The following is a 15307-nucleotide window of genomic DNA, read 5'->3' on the forward strand; positions in this document are numbered from 1 at the left end:
CAAAGCCGAAAAAGGCCGGCCGGCGAAATTTCGCCGGCCGGCCTTTTTTCGTGTCTGTCAGGCGGGGTCGATCGGGCCGCCCGGCTGGGGCTCCGTCAGCTCGAGGGTGACCGACCGGCCCTCCTCGGCCGGAACCGGCTCCTTGACCTCGGCCACCGACGCGGCCGGGATGCCGTCCGCCTCGATCGGGGCCGCCGACTCCATCGCCGCACCGGCCGCCGCCGTCACGAGGACCTCGTCGCCGCGGTCGGGTCGCGCCGGAGCGGACGGGTCGGCCGCGTGCTCGGGGTCGCCGTGCCGGTTGGCCAGCTCCGCCGCGCCGCCGAACAGGGCCGGCAGCGTCGCCGTGTGCGCCTCGCGCAGCTCGTCCAGCGGGATGCTGAACTGGTCGCGCACCTCGAGCACCGGCTCGGCCGTGGTGACGCCGAGCGGGGCGCACGAGACGCCGAACTCGGCGGCCAGCGCCACGAACGCCTTGTCGTGCCCGCGCGGCACCGCGACCAGCGCACGGCCCGACGACTCGCTGAAGAGCTGGACGAACGCCGAGTTGCCGTCCTCCGGCAGCGCGACGCGCGCGCCCACGTTGCGCCGCAGCGTGCTCTCGACGAGCGCCTGGGACAGGCCACCGTCGGAGAGGTCGTGCGCCGCGTTGACGTGGCCGGCCTGCGAGGCGCGGGCCATCAGGGCGCCCAGGCGCTGCTCGTGCGCCAGGTCCACCTTGGGCGGACGGCCGCCGAGGTGGCCGTGGGTGACCCACGCCCACTCGGAGCCGGAGAGCTCCGCGGCCGTGTCGCCGAGCAGGAAGAGCAGGTCGCCGTCGCCGGAAGGCGCCGGGAAGCCCATCGGGATGCGCCGGGACACGTCGTCGAAGACGCCGAGCACGCCGACCACCGGGGTCGGGTGGATCGCCGCGGCGCCGGTCTGGTTGTAGAAGCTGACGTTGCCGCCGGTCACCGGGGTGCCCAGCAGCTGGCAGCCGTCGGCCAGGCCGCGCACGGCCTCGGCGAACTGCCACATCACGGCCGGGTCCTCGGGCGAGCCGAAGTTGAGGCAGTCGGTCACGGCCACCGGCTGGGCGCCGGTGACGGCGACGTTCCGGTAGGCCTCGGCCAGCGCCAGCTTCGCACCCTCGTAGGGGTCGAGGCGGGCGAAGCGGCCGTTGCCGTCCACCGACAGCGCCACACCGAGGCCGGTGCGCTCGTCGATGCGCAGCACGCCCGAGTCCTCGGGCTGGGCGAGCACCGTGTTGCCGAGCACGTAGCGGTCGTACTGCTCGGTGACCCAGGTCTTGTCGCAGAGGTTGGGCGAGCCCGCCATCCGCAGCACGGTCTCGCGCAGCTCCTCGCCCGTGGACGGGCGGGGCAGCGTCTCGGCCTTGTCCGCCTGGAGCAGGATCAGGTCGGCGGGCTCGCGGATCGGCCGGGCGTAGACCGGGCCGTCGTCGGCGAGCGAGCCGGGCGGCACGTCCACCACGACGTGGTCGTTCCAGGTGATCACGAGGCGGCCCGGGGAGCCGTCCTCGCCGGCCGGGGTGACCTCGCCGATCGCGGTGGCCCACACGCCCCACTTCTCGGCGACGGCGAGCACCGCGTCGAGGTTCTCGGGGGTGACGATGAGGAGCATCCGCTCCTGCGACTCGCTCGCGAGGATCTCGGTCGGCGACATCGACGCCTCGCGCAGCGGCACCCGCTCGAGCCAGACCCGCATGCCCGTGCCGGCGGCCGCCGCGGTCTCGGTGAGCGCGCAGGTCAGGCCCGCGCCACCGAGGTCCTGGATGCCGGCGACGAGGCCGGCGTCGTACAGCTCGAGGCAGCTCTCGATGAGCAGCTTCTCCATGAACGGGTCGCCGACCTGCACCGACGGGCGGCGCTGCTCGGCCTCCTCGTCGAAGGTCGCCGACGCGAGCACGGACACGCCGCCGATGCCGTCGCGGCCGGTGCGCGCGCCGAGCAGGACGACGATGTTGCCGACGCCGGCGGCCTCCTTGTGCTGGAGGCGCTCGACCGGCAGCACGCCGATGCTGAGCGCGTTGACCAGCGGGTTGCCCTGGTACGTCGGGTCGAAGACGATCTCGCCGCCGATGTTGGGCAGGCCCAGGCAGTTGCCGTAGCCGCCGATGCCGGCGACCACGCCGGGCAGGACCCGGGCGGTGTCCGGGTGGTCGGCCGCGCCGAAGCGCAGCGGGTCCATCACCGCGATCGGCCGGGCGCCCATGGCGAGGATGTCGCGGACGATGCCGCCGACACCGGTCGCGGCGCCCTGGTAGGGCTCCACGAAGCTGGGGTGGTTGTGCGACTCGACCTTGAAGGTCACCGCGAGCTCGTCGGAGATCTGCACGACGCCCGCGTTCTCGCCGATGCCGGCGAGCATGCGGTCGCTGCGCGGTGCCTTCTCGCCGAACTGGCGCAGGTGCACCTTGCTCGACTTGTAGGAGCAGTGCTCGCTCCACATGATCGAGTACATCGCCAGCTCGGACGCGGTCGGGCGGCGGCCGAGGATCTGCCGGATGCGCTCGTACTCGTCGTCCTTGAGGCCCAACTCGGTGTGCGGCTGGAGCTCGTCCGGGGTCTGGAAGGCCCGGTGCACCGTGTCGGGTCCGCCGTCGAACTCGTTGACCAGCACGTCCGTCGCGGCAAAACCGGTCGGCTTCTGGTTCGGCGCTGCCGTCTCCGGCTGCGTGGTCATTACTGGTGTCCCCCTGCGTGCGAAGCCCCCGCGGTCGCCCCGGCCAGGGCCCGCAGGACCGAGGTGAAGAAGCCGAGACCGTCGAGCGACGGCCCGGTCAGCGCCTCCACCGCGTGTTCCGGATGCGGCATGATGCCGACGACGTTGCCGGCCTCGTTCGTGACGGCGGCGATGTCGCGCTGCGAGCCGTTCGGGTTGCCGCGGATGTATCGCGCGACCACCCGGCCCTCGGCCTCGAGCGCGTCCAGCGTCCGCTGGTCGGCGACGTAGCAGCCCTCGCCGTTCTTGACCGGGATCAGGATCTCCTGGCCCGGCTGGAACGTGTTGGTCCAGGCGGTGTCCGCCGACTCGACGCGAAGCCACTGGTCGCGGTTGCGGAAGTGGAGGTGCTGGTTGCGGGTCAGCGCCCCGGGCAGCAGGTGGGCCTCGCAGAGGATCTGGAAGCCGTTGCAGATGCCGAGCACCGGCAGGCCGCCGCGGGCCGCGTCGATGATCGACTCCATGGCCGGGGCGAACCGGGCGATCGCGCCGCAGCGCAGGTAGTCGCCGTATGAGAACCCGCCGGGCAGCACCACGGCGTCGACGTTGTGCAGGTCGGGATCGCCGTGCCAGAGGCGGACGGCGTCGGCCCCGGCGAGGCGCACGGCGCGGGCCGCGTCCCCGTCGTCGAGCGAGCCCGGGAAGGTGACCACACCGATGCGCATGGTCAGGCGACCTCTGCCTTGACGTCCTCAACCACGCTGATGTCGAAATCCTCGATCACGGGGTTGGCGAGCAGCTTGTCGGCGATCTCACGAGCCCTGTCCAGATCGGGCTCACCGGTGAACTCGATCTCGATCCGCCGCCCGATCCGGACGGAGGAGACATCGGTGACGCCGAGCCGGGGCAGCGCGTTAGCGACCGCCTGGCCCTGCGGGTCGAGGATCTCCGGCTTCAGCATGACGTCGACCACGACGCGAGCCACGGGCACTCCTGACTGATAGGTGTAAGCACGTGGAGCCTACCTTGCGATCCACGTTACGGGCTGGTCGGCCGGTGTCGCGCACGCGACGCCGGCCGGGCTGAGCAGGCAATCTCGCCGGTGATCTCGCCCACTCGAACGATCAAACCTTCAATTTTCCGGGACGTCGTCGTCCCTGCTGTCCCAGCATCCACACCGCTGACGCGATGGTCATCACACCGTGATAGGTGTCAACTGGATGCTTGGCGCGGGGCCCGAAGGCCCCTAACGTCGGTGTTCCGCTGGGGTGTGGCGAGACGGTCGAGCTCCGCCGCGCCTCGGCGGCAGAATTCAGAGGATGGGCGCCGGCGCGTACTTCGCCGCCTCGGGGTGCGCCGCGACGATCGTCGCGACCCGCTCGGCCACCGCGCGCACCTGCGACGGCGCGGCACCCACGAAGGCGGCCCGGTCGGCCACCAGGGAGTCGATCTCGGATCGGCTCAGCCGGAGCCGCCCGTCCTCCGCGAGCCGGTCGAAGAGGTCGTTGACGGCCGCGCCCTTCTCGCGCATGGCCAGCGCCACGGCGACCGCGTGCTCCTTGATGACCTCGTGGGCGACCTCGCGGCCGACGCCCTTGCGCACCGCGGCGACCAGGATCTTGGTGGTCGCGAGGAAGGGCAGGAACCGGTCGAGCTCGCGCGCGATCACCGCCGGGTAGGCGCCGAACTCGTCGAGCACGGTGAGGAAGGTCTGGAAGAGGCCGTCGGTGGCGAAGAACGCGTCCGGCAGGGCGACCCGGCGCACGACCGAGCAGGAGACGTCGCCCTCGTTCCACTGGTCGCCGGCGAGCTCGCCGACCATCGACAGGTAGCCGCGGACGATCACGGCGAGGCCGTTGACCCGCTCGGAGGAGCGCGTGTTCATCTTGTGCGGCATCGCCGAGGAGCCGACCTGGCCGGGCTTGAAGCCCTCGGTGACCAGCTCCTGGCCGACCATCAGGCGGATCGTGGTGGCCAGCGACGACGGGCCGGCGACGATCTGGGCCAGCGCCGAGACCACGTCGAAGTCGAGCGAGCGCGGGTAGACCTGGCCGACGCTGCTGAGCACCCGGTTGAAGCCGAGGTGCCCGGCGACGCGCTGCTCCAGCACACCCAGGGCGTCGAAGTCGCCGTCGAGCAGGTCGAGCTGGTCGGCGGCGGTGCCGACCGGCCCCTTGATCCCGCGCAGCGGGTAGCGCCCGATCAGGTCGTCGAGGCGCTCGTACGCGATCAGCAGCTCCTGCGCGGCCGAGGCGAACCGCTTGCCGAGCGTGGTGGCCTGCGCCGCCACGTTGTGCGAGCGGCCGGTCATGACCAGGTCGGAGTATTCGACGGCGCGCTCGGCGAGACGGGCCAGGGTGGCCACCACGCGGGAGCGGATCAGCTCGAGCGACGCCCGGATCTGGAGCTGCTCCACGTTCTCGGTGAGGTCGCGCGAGGTCATGCCCTTGTGGATCTGCTCGAAGCCGGCGAGCGCGCTGAACTCCTCGATCCGCGCCTTCACGTCGTGCCGGGTGACCCGCTCGCGGGCGGCGATCGACGCGAGGTCGACGTCGTCGAGCACCGCCTCGTACGCCTCCACGGCGCCGTCGGGCACCGACACCCCGAGGTCGCGCTGGGCGCGCAGGACGGCGAGCCAGAGGCGCCGCTCCATCCTGATCTTCTCCTCCGGGGACCAGAGGTCGACGAGCTCGGCGGAGGCGTAGCGGGAGGCAAGGACGTTCGGGATGGTCACGCGACCGATTCTTTCACGGACACCGGATCACGCTCCGGCAGCTCATGACGCAGCGTCCGGACATCGCGGCTGGCCAGCATGCCCAACACCGCGACGATCACCAGCACGCCGGCGCCGACCAGCGTCGCCTCCACACCGACCTGGTGCGAGATGGGCCCGACCAGCAGCTCGCCGATCGGCATCGCGACAAAAGAGCCGACCATGTCGTACGAGTACACGCGCGCGAGCTTGTCCGGCGGCACGTGCTCCTGCATCGTCGTCTCCCACGCGACGCCGAACTGCTCGAGCAGCCCGCCGGCCAGCAGCGCGCCCACGATCAGCACGACGACCTGGGGATAGAGGCCGAGCAACAGCAGCGGCAGCGCCATGCCGAACGTGCTCACCGCGCCGAGCAGGAGCAGGCGGCGCACCCGCAGCCGCATCGCGATCAGCGCGCCCAGGATCATGCCGCCGGTCTGCGCGGCGAGCACGAAGCCCCAGCTCTGCCGGCCGAAGGTCTCGTCGGCGACAGCGGGACCGAGCACGTAGAGGCCGCCGCTCCAGCAGGCGTTGATCACCGAGAAGGCGGCCACCACGACCCAGAGCCAGGTGCGCGACCAGAACTCTGTCCAGCCCGTGCGCAGGTCGGCGAAGATGTTCGGCCGGGACGGCTCGACGGCCGCCTCGCCCGGCGTCCGCTCGTCGCCGATCGTGCCCTCGGCCGCGGCGGGCTTCGCCGGGGCCGGGGGTGTCCGCAATGCCATGAAGACCAGCGCGGCGACGAGGAAGGTGACGGCGTCGATCGCGATGCCCCAGCCGGGGTTGGTCGCGGCGACGACCACGCCGGCCAGCGGGGCGCCGAGGATGACGGCGGAGTTGAGGGTCAGCCGGTTGATCGCGTTGGCCTGCTGGCGGATCTCGGCGGGGACGGTCTGCGGCAGGATCGACGAGCTGGCCGGCAGCGCGAGCGCGCCGACCATGCCGTTGACCGCGCCGAGGACGATCAGCAGCGGGACCGTGGCCGAGTCGCTGAGCACCAGGTACGCCACGATGCCCTGGGAGAGGGCGGCGGCCAGGCTGGAGCCGACCATCAGCAGCTGCTTGGGCATGCGGTCGGCGAGCACGCCGCCGAAGAGCAGGAAGATGACGTTGACCAGCGTGCGGATGCCGACGACCAGGCCGAGGTCGCTGGTGGATCCGGTGAGGTCGAGGACGGCGAACGCGAGCGCCAGCGTCGCGAACGAGTTGCCCAGGGCGTTGATCGTGCGGCCGGTGATGAGAAGTCGGAAAGGGGCGTGTCGCAGCGGCGCCAGGGCGCTACTCATCAGGACTCCATCTCGAACATCGCGACGGTGGTGCTCGTACGGACAGTGCCGGGGGTGCGTGGCGGCTGAGCCGCCCGGTGCAGCTCGTCGACCAGGTCACGGAACTTCGCCCGGATCTCGACCCAGGTCTCGGGGTCGACCCAGAACTCGCCGTCGCCGAGCAGGCCGTTCTTCTCGCCGAACCGGCCCGACGCGGCGCGGCGGATCAGCTCGTTGCCCAGGGCCACGAAGAGGGCGCGCCGCTGGCCGGGGTCGTTCGGCGGGTGGTCCCGTGTGGTGTCGTAGCGGTAGCGCTTCGCGACGCCGCCGCGGATCTTTTCCTCGCCGGCCTGCACGATCAGGCCGGCGGCGAGGAGGTTGCGCAGGTGATAGCTCGCGTTGGCGTGGGTCAGGCCGAGCTCGCGGGCCACCTCGGCCGCGGTCATGGGCGCGCCGGTGAGCAGGGACATGATCTGAAGCCGTACGGGATGAGCCGTCGCCCTCAGCGACGCCCGCCCGCCACCTTCTCCCAAAGACATGTTGGGGAGTCTAGGGAACGGCACGTCGACTGTCCAACGTTTCTTTGGGAGTGGCACACTGCACGAAGAAGCAGCATCATCGCTAAGGTTACTGACGAGTAGGTAGTCCGCTCAGCCCGAAAGGTCCACCGATGACTGATTTCAACCCCGAGTCGCTCGCCTCGATCGGCCCGAAGGAGTTCGCTCAGCTCGTCAAGTCGACGCCCGACTCGAAGATCGCCGAGGTGATGGCGGGCGAGAACCGCACGAAGATCCTCGACGAGGTCTTCAACCGCATGCCCACCCTCTTCCGCCCGGAGAAGGCCGGCAGCACCCAGGCCGTCATCCACTGGGTGATCACGGGCGGCGCCGGCGGCGCGAGCGACACCTACGAGACCGTGATCGAGAACGGCGCCTGCACGGTCACCAACCAGCCGGCCCGCGACCCGAAGCTGACGATGACCATGGACGCCGTCACGTTCCTCAAGGTCGTCTCGGGCGACGGCAACCCGATGATGCTCTTCATGACCGGCAAGGTGAAGGCCAAGGGCGACCTGGGCCTGGCCGCCAACGTGGCCAAGCTCTTCGACATCCCGAAGGCCTGATCGAGCGGCCGGCGATCTACGCCAGGCCGTTCTCCCTGGCGTAGATCGCCGCCTGCACCCGGTCGCGCAACCCGAGCCGGCTCAGGATGTGCGACACGTGGTTCTTCACCGTGCCCTCGCTGACATAAAGCTGCGCGGCGATCTCCCGGTTCGTGTCGCCCCGGGCGATCAACCGCAGCACCTCGAACTCCCGGCCGGTCAGATCCGGCCGCGGCGCCGGGGGCCGGTGGCCGTCCCGGTCCAGAGCCGTCGCCAGCCGCCGGATCGCCGCGGCGTCGTGCTGCTCCACTCCGGCGTGCGCCAGCCGCACCGCCTGCGCCAGCTCCCGGGCCGGCAGGTTCTTCAGCAGATATCCGCTCGTGCCGGCGCGCAGCGCGCTGAGCACGTACTCCTCGTCGTCGAACGTGGTCAGCATCAGCACCCGGCAGGACGGCAGCCGCTCGCGGATCAGCTCGGCAGCCCGGACCCCGTCGAGCACCGGCATCCGAACGTCCATCAGCACGACGTCCGGCTCCGTTCGCAACGCCGCCTCCACCGCCTCGCGGCCGTCCTCCGCCGTGCCGACCACCGCTATGCCCGGCTCGATGCCGAGCAGCGAGGCGATGCCCTCCCGCACCAGCGCCTGGTCGTCGACGACCAGCACCCGCACGGACTCGGCGCCGGTCATGGCCGGCCACCCACGCTCGCGGTCACCCTCGTGCCGTGGCCCGGCGCCGAGTCGATGCGCAGGGCGCCGCCGAGCGCGGCCAAGCGCTCGCGCAGGCCGGGCAGGCCGCTGCCCGCCGCCGCCTCGACCGCGAAGCCCCGGCCGTTGTCCGCCACCTCGATCGTCGCCGCCGGGTCGTCCAGCCGCACGGCGACCCGCACCCGGTCGGCGCCGGCGTGCCGCCGGGCATTGGTCAGCGCCTCCTGCGCCACCCGGTAGAGCGCCTCGAGGGCGTTCCGGCCGTGGCCGGCCTCGCTTCCGCTGAGCTCGACCGAGACCCGGAAAGCCGGGTCGTCCAGCCCTTCGGCGAGCGCCGCGATCGCGGTGGCCAGCGAGAACGGCGCGGCACGCAGGGCGCTGACCGACTCGCGCACCTCGCGCAGGGCCCGGCCCGACGCCGTGCGTGCGTCGGCGACGGCCCGATCCGCCGCGGCCGGGTCCCGGTCGCGGAAGGCCTCCGCCTTCTCCAACTGGATGCTGACCGCGGTGAGGTGATGGCCGACGCTGTCGTGGATGTCCCGGGCCAGCCGGTTGCGCTCGGCCGCGGCGCTCAGCTCGGCGACCTGGCGCTGGGCCGCGCTCAACTCGCCGACCAGCCGCTCGGCGCGAAGCCGGCTGCGCCGCTGTTCGTCCACGACCGCGGCGGCCGCCACGGTCAGCACCATCCCGATGAAGAGCATCAGCAGGTCGGAGACGGTCTCCGGATCGGCGCGCCAGCCCGGCACGGTCGCCGCCCGGGCCGTCGCGACCAGCAGGTACGCCGCGGCGAGCGCGATGCTCGCCCGGCGGCCGAGCGAGAAGTACGCGAAGAACGGCACCAGGATGAACAACGCGCGGGCGAACCCGCCGGGATCGGCCGCCGCCACCGCCGCGAGCAGCCCGATCCGTGCCGCGAGCAGGACGATCGCCCACCCGCGGCGCCCCTCCACGTACCGCTGCGCCTGCTCGACGGCGAGCAGCACGAGCAGCGCGGCGACAAAGACCAGCCGGGCCACCGACGGCCACGCCGGCGCCAGCCCGGCGGCCGCGTAATAGAGCCCGGTCGCCAGAACGGCGACATACAGCAGCGAGGCCATCCAGCGCAGCGGCGGAGCACCCGGGGACATGACAGTCAGGCTAGGGCCGCGCGGCACGGAAGCCCATCGCCGCGGGCCAAGTCTGGCCGATGGTCATGTGCCGGTCGCGGCGCATCCTGGCCGGCCGGCACTGTCACCGGCCGCGCCGGTCTCGGCACGGTGAGTCGGCAATGCCCACGAGCGAAGGAGCCGACCATGCCCGACCGCGTCCTGTACCGCCTTGCCGGCATCGCCGGCCTGATCGGCGGCGGCCTCACCGTGCTGGCCGCCCTCCGCCGCGCCGGTCTCGTGCCGGAGAACGCCGCCACCCACGCCCTCGCGCCGCCCGCGAGCGCACTGCTGCTGCTCACCCTGACCGCGTTCTACCTCGCTCAACGGCGGGCGGCCGGCCGTGTCGGCCTGGTCGGCTTCGTCCTCAACCACCTCGGCCTCAGCGGCCTGTTCGCGATCGAGTTCCTCACCCACGCCGTGTTGCAGTACCAGGACGCGGCCGGCCGGGAGGCGATCCTCACCGGGCCGGGCCGTCCCTACTTCCTGGTCGTGGCGTTGACCTTCCTGGCCGGCGTGCTGGTCTTCGGCTTCGCGTCCTGGCGGGCCGGGGTGCTGCCGCGCGGCGCGCTCGCCCTCTATGTGGCCGGGCTCGGCGCGGCGGCGCTGCGGACGTCGGTGCCGGAGGCCGTCTATCTGGGCGGGTTGCTGGTCGGCTCGGCAGGAGTGCTGTGGCTGTCGGCCACGTTGGTGCGGCAGCCCGCGCTACAGGCTGATCCGGCCCTCGACCGCGCCTAGCGCGATGTCGGTGCGGTACTGGGCGCCGTCCAGCCGCACGCTGTCCACCAACGCGTAAGCCGCCTCGCGCGCCGCCGCGAGATCGGGGCCGACGGCCGTCACGCTCAGCACCCGGCCACCGGCCGAGACCAGCGCGCCGTCGTCCCGGCGAGCGGTGCCGGCGTGGATCACCCCGGGCACCTCGGCGCCCTCGATCACGTCGCCGGTGCGCGGCGTGCCCGGGTAGTTCCGGCTCGCCACCACCACCGTGATCGCGGCGCCCTCGCGCCAGCGCAGCGGCGGGTGCTCGGCGAGCGTCCCGGTCGCCGCGGCGTTGAGCAGGCCGCCCAGCGGCGTCTCCAGCAGCGCGAGCACGACCTGGGTCTCCGGGTCGCCGAAGCGCGCGTTGAACTCGATCACCTTGGGGCCGTCGGGCGTGAGCGCGAGTCCGACGTAGAGCAGACCGGCGAACGGCGTGCCCCGGCGGCGCATCTCGGCCAGCGTCGGCTCCACCGTCTCGCGCAGCACCCGCGGCACGAGGTCCTGCGGCGCCCAGTCGAGCGGGGCGTACGCGCCCATGCCACCGGTGTTGGGGCCCTGGTCGCCGTCGGCGAGCCGCTTGAAGTCCTGCGCCGGCATCAGCGGCACCGCGGCCGTCCCGTCGGTGACCACGAAGAGCGAGACCTCGGGGCCGGACAGGTACTCCTCGATGACGACGGTGCCGCACTCGGCCGCGTGCCGCTCGGCGACGGCGCGGTCCTCGGTCACCACGACGCCCTTGCCGGCGGCGAGGCCGTCGTTCTTCACCACGTACGGCGAGCCGAGCTCGTCGAGGGCGCGCGCGACCTCGTCCGCGGTCGTGCACGCGTACGACCCGGCGGTGGGGACGCCGGCCGCGGCCATCACGTCCTTGGCGAAGGCCTTGGAGCCCTCCAGCTGCGCGGCGGCCGCGCTCGGGCCGAAGCAGGCGATGCCCTTGGCGCGCACGGCGTCGGCCACCCCGGCGACCAGCGGCGCCTCGGGGCCCACCACGACCAGGTCGGCGGCGAGCTCGACGGCGAGGGCCGCGACGGCCGCCGGATCCGTCGCCTTGACGTCATGCAGCTCGGCCACCTGAGCGATGCCCGGATTGCCGGGAGCGGCGGCGAGGAAGTCGACGGACGGGTCGGCGGCGAGGCCGAGAGCCAGGGCATGTTCGCGGCCGCCGGAGCCGATCAGAAGTACGCGCACGACCGGCGATCCTACCGGCGGTCTCCTTCCCCACGTCGCACAGCGGGGCTGTCGCGTAAACTTCGGCAGTACCCGGACCTCTGCCAGGTACGACCTGTTCTACGGAAGGCGTCACGCAAGTGCCGGTGATCGTGTTGGTCGGCGCCCAATGGGGCGACGAGGGCAAGGGCAAGGCCACTGACCTGCTGGGCGACCGGCTCGACTACGTGGTGAAGTTCAACGGCGGCAACAATGCCGGTCACACCGTGGTGATCGAGGGTGAGAAATACGCCCTCCACCTGCTGCCCAGCGGCATCCTGACCCCGGGCGTGGTCCCGGTGATCGGCAACGGCGTCGTGGTCGACCTGGCCGTCCTCTTCCAGGAGATCGACGGGCTCGAGGCGCGCGGCGTCGACACGTCGCGGCTGCGCGTCAGCGCCAACGCGCACGTCATCCCGTCGTACAACCGCTCGATGGACAAGGTGGCCGAGCGCTTCCTCGGCTCGCGCCGCATCGGCACGACCGGTCGCGGCATCGGCCCGACCTACGCCGACAAGATGAACCGCGTCGGGGTCCGCGTGCAGGACCTCTTCGACGAGTCGATCCTGCGGCAGAAGGTCGAGGCCGCGCTCTCCTTCAAGAACCAGGTGCTCAGCAAGATCTACAACCGTCAGGCGGTCAAGCCCGACGACGTGGTCAAGGAGCTGCTGTCCTACGTCGACCGTCTGCGGCCGTACGTGGGTGACACCGCGCTCGAGCTCTCCGAGGCGCTCGACGCCGGCAAGGTCGTGCTCTGCGAGGCCGGCCAGGCCACGCTGCTCGACGTCGACCACGGCACCTACCCGTTCGTGACCAGCTCCAACGCGACGGCAGGCGGCGCCTGCACCGGCTCCGGCATCCCGCCCACCCGCATCGACCGGGTGGTGGCCGTGCTCAAGGCGTTCACCTCGCGCGTCGGCGAGGGCCCGTTCCCCACCGAGCTGCACGACAAGTTCGGCGACCACCTGCGCGAGGTCGGCCACGAGTACGGCACGACGACCGGCCGCCCGCGCCGCATCGGCTGGCTCGACCTGGTGATGGCCCGCTACGCGCAGCGGATCAACGGGGTCACCGACTTCGTTCTCACCAAGTTGGACAATTACGACGACCTGGACGAGATTCCGGTCTGCGTGGCGTACGAGGTGAACGGCGTCCGCCACGACGAGATGCCGATCAGCCAGTCCGACTTCCACCACGCGGTCCCGATCTACGAGACCCTGCCCGGCTGGAAGCAGGACATCTCCGGCTGCCGCACCTTCGCCGACCTGCCCAAGGACGCCCAGCGCTTCGTCGAGTTCGTCGAGGAGCGCATCCGCGCCCGCATCTCGGTGGTCGGCGTCGGCCCCGGCCGCGAAGAGGTCATCGAGCGTCACTCGGTGCTGAGCGAGGCCTGATGTACGACGTCATCCTGCTCAGCCTGGCCATCGGAGAGGGCTCGTCCGCGGGCGCCTGCGGGTCGTCCTGCGGCGGCTGCGGCGTTCTCGAGAAGGCGGCCTGCGACACCCCCCGCGTGCCGGTACGCGAGTGCGCCGACGCCCTGACCGCGGGCGGCGCCCTGGTCGAGATGGTCACGGCGCACTCCGACGCCGAGATCGACGAGGTGATCGCCCGCCTCGACGGGCCCACCCGCGCCGACGGCCTGACCTGGCCGGCGTCGGATTCCAGGGTCCGCCTCGTGGTGGCCTCGGCCACCGACGGCCAGTTGCGCGCCGTCGTGCGCCGGCTGGTCCGGCGGTACGCTCCGCCGCCCAGCAAGCGCCCGGCCGACCTGGCCGCCGACCGCACGGTGCCGGACCTCCCGCCCATCGCGATCCTGCCGCTGGACGTCGCCAACACCACCGACCTCGCGGCGCAGCTCGGCCTGCCCCGCGTGCCGTCGGCGGTGGCCGAGGCGGTCCTGTCCGGCCGCACCCGCCGGCTTGACCTGCTGCGCAACGATGGGGGTTCGGTCACGGTGGACGGCGCCCTGGTGGGCGGCGTCGACGACAACGGCCGGGCCCTGCCGTGGCGCGGCCGCGTCGAGGTCGACGACGCGGTGCTCTCCGGCGGCGACGACCCGATCCTGGCCTGCGCGATCGGCAACGGTGCCGGCTACGCCGAGTTCGACGGCCTCCAGCTGCTCGCCGAGGGCAACGCCGAGGACGGCACGGTCGAGGTGGCGGTCGCCGTCCCGATGATCGTCAAGAAGCGCTTCAAAGGCACAAAGATCCGCATCGAGGTACGCCGAGCGCGCGGCCGCGCGGTCTCGGTCCTCCCCCGCGACGGCGAGCTCCAGTTCCTCGACGACGGCGTGGCTGGATCGATGAACCGCAAGCGATCGTGGTGGACGGAGCCCGGCGCCTGGGCGGTATACGCAGGCTGACGGACTGTGCGAGTCTGAAAATGTAGGACCAACCATCGGGGAGGGTTGCATCCGTGGCATCGGTGGAGGACGAGAACGCCGACCGCGTCCACGTCCCGGGCACGCCCCCGGACCGAGACGTGGAACCGTTCTGGGAGGCGGAGGAGCTGGCGGCTCCGGTGCACGGCCACCCGGTCCCCCAGGACACGCCGCCACCCGTGCCTGCGCCCGCGCCGGTGCCACCCACGGGCGTCTACCGCCCCGGCGACCGCGACCCGGTCCCGCACATCCCGGTGCAGCCCTCACCCCAGGCGCCCCACACCGCGCCGCCCCACGCCGCGCCGCCCCACGCCGCGCCGCCCCACGCCGCGCCGCCCCACGCCGCGCCGTCCCGGCCCGACGCCTCGCACGCCGCGCCACAACCGGTGCACGGTCAGGGCCCGGTCCCCGTCCAACGCCCGAACGGCGCGACCCCGGTCCCACCTTTTCCCCGCACCGCGCCGGTGTCCGGCAGCACGCCGCTCTCCGGCAGCACGGCGGTGTCCGGCAGCACGCCGATCTCCGGCAGCACGGCGGTGTCCGGCACCGTGCCCGTCTCCGGCACCGCGCCCGGCTCCGGCGGCGTCGCGCCCATCTCGGCCGAGCCGGCCGACGCGGAGTCCGGCGTGCACACCTTGCCCGATTCGCCCTGGTCACAGCCGCCGCAGCGCCCCCTCCCCACGCCGACCGAGCCAGACGCGCCGCAGGCGGGCGCCTCGAGACGCGACCGGACTCCACGAGACGGCACCGTCGGGCGCGACCGGACCCCACGAGACGGCACCCCGGCGCCTGAGCCGACGCCGCCGGCCACCGGCTCGGCGTCCGTGCCCCTGCCTTTCGAGGACGCGCCGGCGCACCTGGGCTCCGTGCCGAACTGGACCGCCCCGCCTGCCCGCCCCGGCCTCGACGCACACAAGGACGAGGCCGCCAACCGCAGCACGCCGCCCGGCCCCTATCCACCCAGCATCGACCCGCGCGCCTTCCCGCAGTCGCAGATGCACCAGCCCCAGATCCAGCAGCCCCAGATGCACCAGCCGCCGACGGAGACCGGGCACACGCCGTCACAGGCCTATCCACACCCGCAGCCGCCGGCCCACCAGCCGTTCCCGCCTGCGCAGGAGCCGCACTCTGAGGCTCGACCCAGCGCGCAGGGTTCGCGACACGATTCACAGCTCTCGCAGCCGCCTTCGCAGGATTCCCAGCCCCTTTCGCAGGTCGCGGAGCCCTCGCAGCAGGGTCCGCAGCCCTTCCCACCGGACCCGCAGCCACACGCCCACGGCCCGCAGCCCTTCCCACCGGACCCGCAGCCACACGCCCACGGCCCGCAG

14 protein-coding genes are annotated in these 15307 nt (G+C 72.5%); 4 read left to right on the forward strand and 10 right to left on the reverse strand.

Going from position 1 to position 15307, the window contains the following annotated elements:
* Positions 1–57 precede the first annotated feature (57 nt).
* The 6 genes from purL to Ade02nite_RS37305 all read right to left on the reverse strand — a co-directional run bounded on the left by purL (position 58) and on the right by Ade02nite_RS37305 (position 7220).
* The gene (gene purL, locus Ade02nite_RS37280) at positions 58–2685 is read right to left on the reverse strand and encodes a phosphoribosylformylglycinamidine synthase subunit PurL (RefSeq protein ID WP_203774067.1); all 2628 of its coding nucleotides are present in this window, start codon (positions 2683–2685) and stop codon (positions 58–60) included.
* Positions 2685–3395 (reverse strand): phosphoribosylformylglycinamidine synthase subunit PurQ, encoded by a 711-nt coding sequence (gene purQ / locus Ade02nite_RS37285; protein WP_203774119.1) that lies wholly within the window; start codon positions 3393–3395, stop codon positions 2685–2687. Before purQ ends, purL begins: the two co-directional genes overlap by 1 nt.
* Complete coding sequence (gene purS, locus Ade02nite_RS37290; protein ID WP_203774069.1) at positions 3392–3649, reverse strand: phosphoribosylformylglycinamidine synthase subunit PurS; 258 nt, start codon at positions 3647–3649, stop codon at positions 3392–3394. Before purS ends, purQ begins: the two co-directional genes overlap by 4 nt.
* Before the next feature lie 327 nt (positions 3650–3976).
* Positions 3977–5398, reverse strand: coding sequence for an adenylosuccinate lyase (gene purB, locus Ade02nite_RS37295; RefSeq protein WP_203774071.1), 1422 nt, complete (start codon positions 5396–5398; stop codon positions 3977–3979).
* Entirely contained in the window at positions 5395–6702 is a 1308-nt protein-coding gene (locus tag Ade02nite_RS37300) for an MFS transporter (protein ID WP_203774073.1), read from the reverse strand. Before Ade02nite_RS37300 ends, purB begins: the two co-directional genes overlap by 4 nt.
* Positions 6702–7220: an ArsR/SmtB family transcription factor gene (locus tag Ade02nite_RS37305; protein WP_203774075.1), complete on the reverse strand. Its 519-nt coding sequence runs from the start codon at positions 7218–7220 to the stop codon at positions 6702–6704. The genes Ade02nite_RS37300 and Ade02nite_RS37305 overlap by 1 nt, the downstream gene beginning before the upstream one ends.
* A gap of 131 nt (positions 7221–7351) precedes the next feature.
* Between Ade02nite_RS37305 and Ade02nite_RS37310 the strand changes: the two genes are divergently transcribed.
* A complete protein-coding gene (locus Ade02nite_RS37310) occupies positions 7352–7804 on the forward strand; it encodes an SCP2 sterol-binding domain-containing protein (RefSeq protein WP_203774077.1) in 453 nt (150 codons plus the stop codon).
* A 16-nt stretch (positions 7805–7820) separates the two neighbouring features.
* Here Ade02nite_RS37310 and Ade02nite_RS37315 read toward each other — a convergent pair whose 3' ends face one another.
* Positions 7821–8471 carry a response regulator gene (locus Ade02nite_RS37315; RefSeq protein ID WP_203774079.1) on the reverse strand — a complete coding sequence of 217 codons (651 nt, stop codon included), beginning with the start codon at positions 8469–8471 and terminating at the stop codon, positions 7821–7823.
* On the reverse strand, positions 8468–9616 hold the full coding sequence (locus Ade02nite_RS37320; RefSeq protein WP_203774081.1) for a sensor histidine kinase: 1149 nt from the start codon (positions 9614–9616) through the stop codon (positions 8468–8470). Before Ade02nite_RS37320 ends, Ade02nite_RS37315 begins: the two co-directional genes overlap by 4 nt.
* 165 nt (positions 9617–9781) lie before the next feature.
* On the opposite strand from Ade02nite_RS37320, the gene Ade02nite_RS37325 reads away from it, so the two are divergent.
* Positions 9782–10372 carry a hypothetical protein gene (locus tag Ade02nite_RS37325; protein ID WP_203774083.1) on the forward strand — a complete coding sequence of 197 codons (591 nt, stop codon included), beginning with the start codon at positions 9782–9784 and terminating at the stop codon, positions 10370–10372.
* Here Ade02nite_RS37325 and purD read toward each other — a convergent pair.
* On the reverse strand, positions 10340–11581 hold the full coding sequence (gene purD / locus Ade02nite_RS37330; RefSeq protein WP_203774085.1) for a phosphoribosylamine--glycine ligase: 1242 nt from the start codon (positions 11579–11581) through the stop codon (positions 10340–10342). The two genes, Ade02nite_RS37325 and purD, sit on opposite strands and share 33 nt — an antisense overlap.
* A 119-nt stretch (positions 11582–11700) precedes the next feature.
* Here purD and Ade02nite_RS37335 point away from each other — a divergent pair, with 119 nt between their 5' ends.
* Positions 11701–12993, forward strand: coding sequence for an adenylosuccinate synthase (locus tag Ade02nite_RS37335; RefSeq protein WP_203774087.1), 1293 nt, complete (start codon positions 11701–11703; stop codon positions 12991–12993).
* Positions 12993–13961 carry a diacylglycerol kinase family protein gene (locus tag Ade02nite_RS37340; RefSeq protein WP_203774089.1) on the forward strand — a complete coding sequence of 323 codons (969 nt, stop codon included), beginning with the start codon at positions 12993–12995 and terminating at the stop codon, positions 13959–13961. Before Ade02nite_RS37335 ends, Ade02nite_RS37340 begins: the two co-directional genes overlap by 1 nt.
* A 412-nt stretch (positions 13962–14373) precedes the next feature.
* Here Ade02nite_RS37340 and Ade02nite_RS37345 read toward each other — a convergent pair whose 3' ends face one another.
* A complete protein-coding gene (locus Ade02nite_RS37345) occupies positions 14374–14613 on the reverse strand; it encodes a hypothetical protein (protein WP_203774091.1) in 240 nt (79 codons plus the stop codon).
* Between the last annotated feature and the right edge of the window lie 694 nt (positions 14614–15307).

The sequence above is a fragment of the Paractinoplanes deccanensis genome (genome assembly GCF_016862115.1).
GTDB classification, from domain to species: domain Bacteria; phylum Actinomycetota; class Actinomycetes; order Mycobacteriales; family Micromonosporaceae; genus Actinoplanes; species Actinoplanes deccanensis.

What these genes read in the sequence shown, in the direction of transcription:
- Ade02nite_RS37315 (WP_203774079.1), bottom strand. Translation starts at nt 8,471, where the DNA reads ATGACCGGCGCCGAGTCCGTGCGGGTGCTGGTCGTCGACGACCAGGCG.
- purL (WP_203774067.1), bottom strand. Translation starts at nt 2,685, where the DNA reads ATGACCACGCAGCCGGAGACGGCAGCGCCGAACCAGAAGCCGACCGGT.
- Ade02nite_RS37305 (WP_203774075.1), bottom strand. Translation starts at nt 7,220, where the DNA reads ATGTCTTTGGGAGAAGGTGGCGGGCGGGCGTCGCTGAGGGCGACGGCT.
- Ade02nite_RS37325 (WP_203774083.1), top strand. Translation starts at nt 9,782, where the DNA reads ATGCCCGACCGCGTCCTGTACCGCCTTGCCGGCATCGCCGGCCTGATC.
- Ade02nite_RS37320 (WP_203774081.1), bottom strand. Translation starts at nt 9,616, where the DNA reads ATGTCCCCGGGTGCTCCGCCGCTGCGCTGGATGGCCTCGCTGCTGTAT.
- Ade02nite_RS37300 (WP_203774073.1), bottom strand. Translation starts at nt 6,702, where the DNA reads ATGAGTAGCGCCCTGGCGCCGCTGCGACACGCCCCTTTCCGACTTCTC.
- Ade02nite_RS37340 (WP_203774089.1), top strand. Translation starts at nt 12,993, where the DNA reads ATGTACGACGTCATCCTGCTCAGCCTGGCCATCGGAGAGGGCTCGTCC.
- Ade02nite_RS37310 (WP_203774077.1), top strand. Translation starts at nt 7,352, where the DNA reads ATGACTGATTTCAACCCCGAGTCGCTCGCCTCGATCGGCCCGAAGGAG.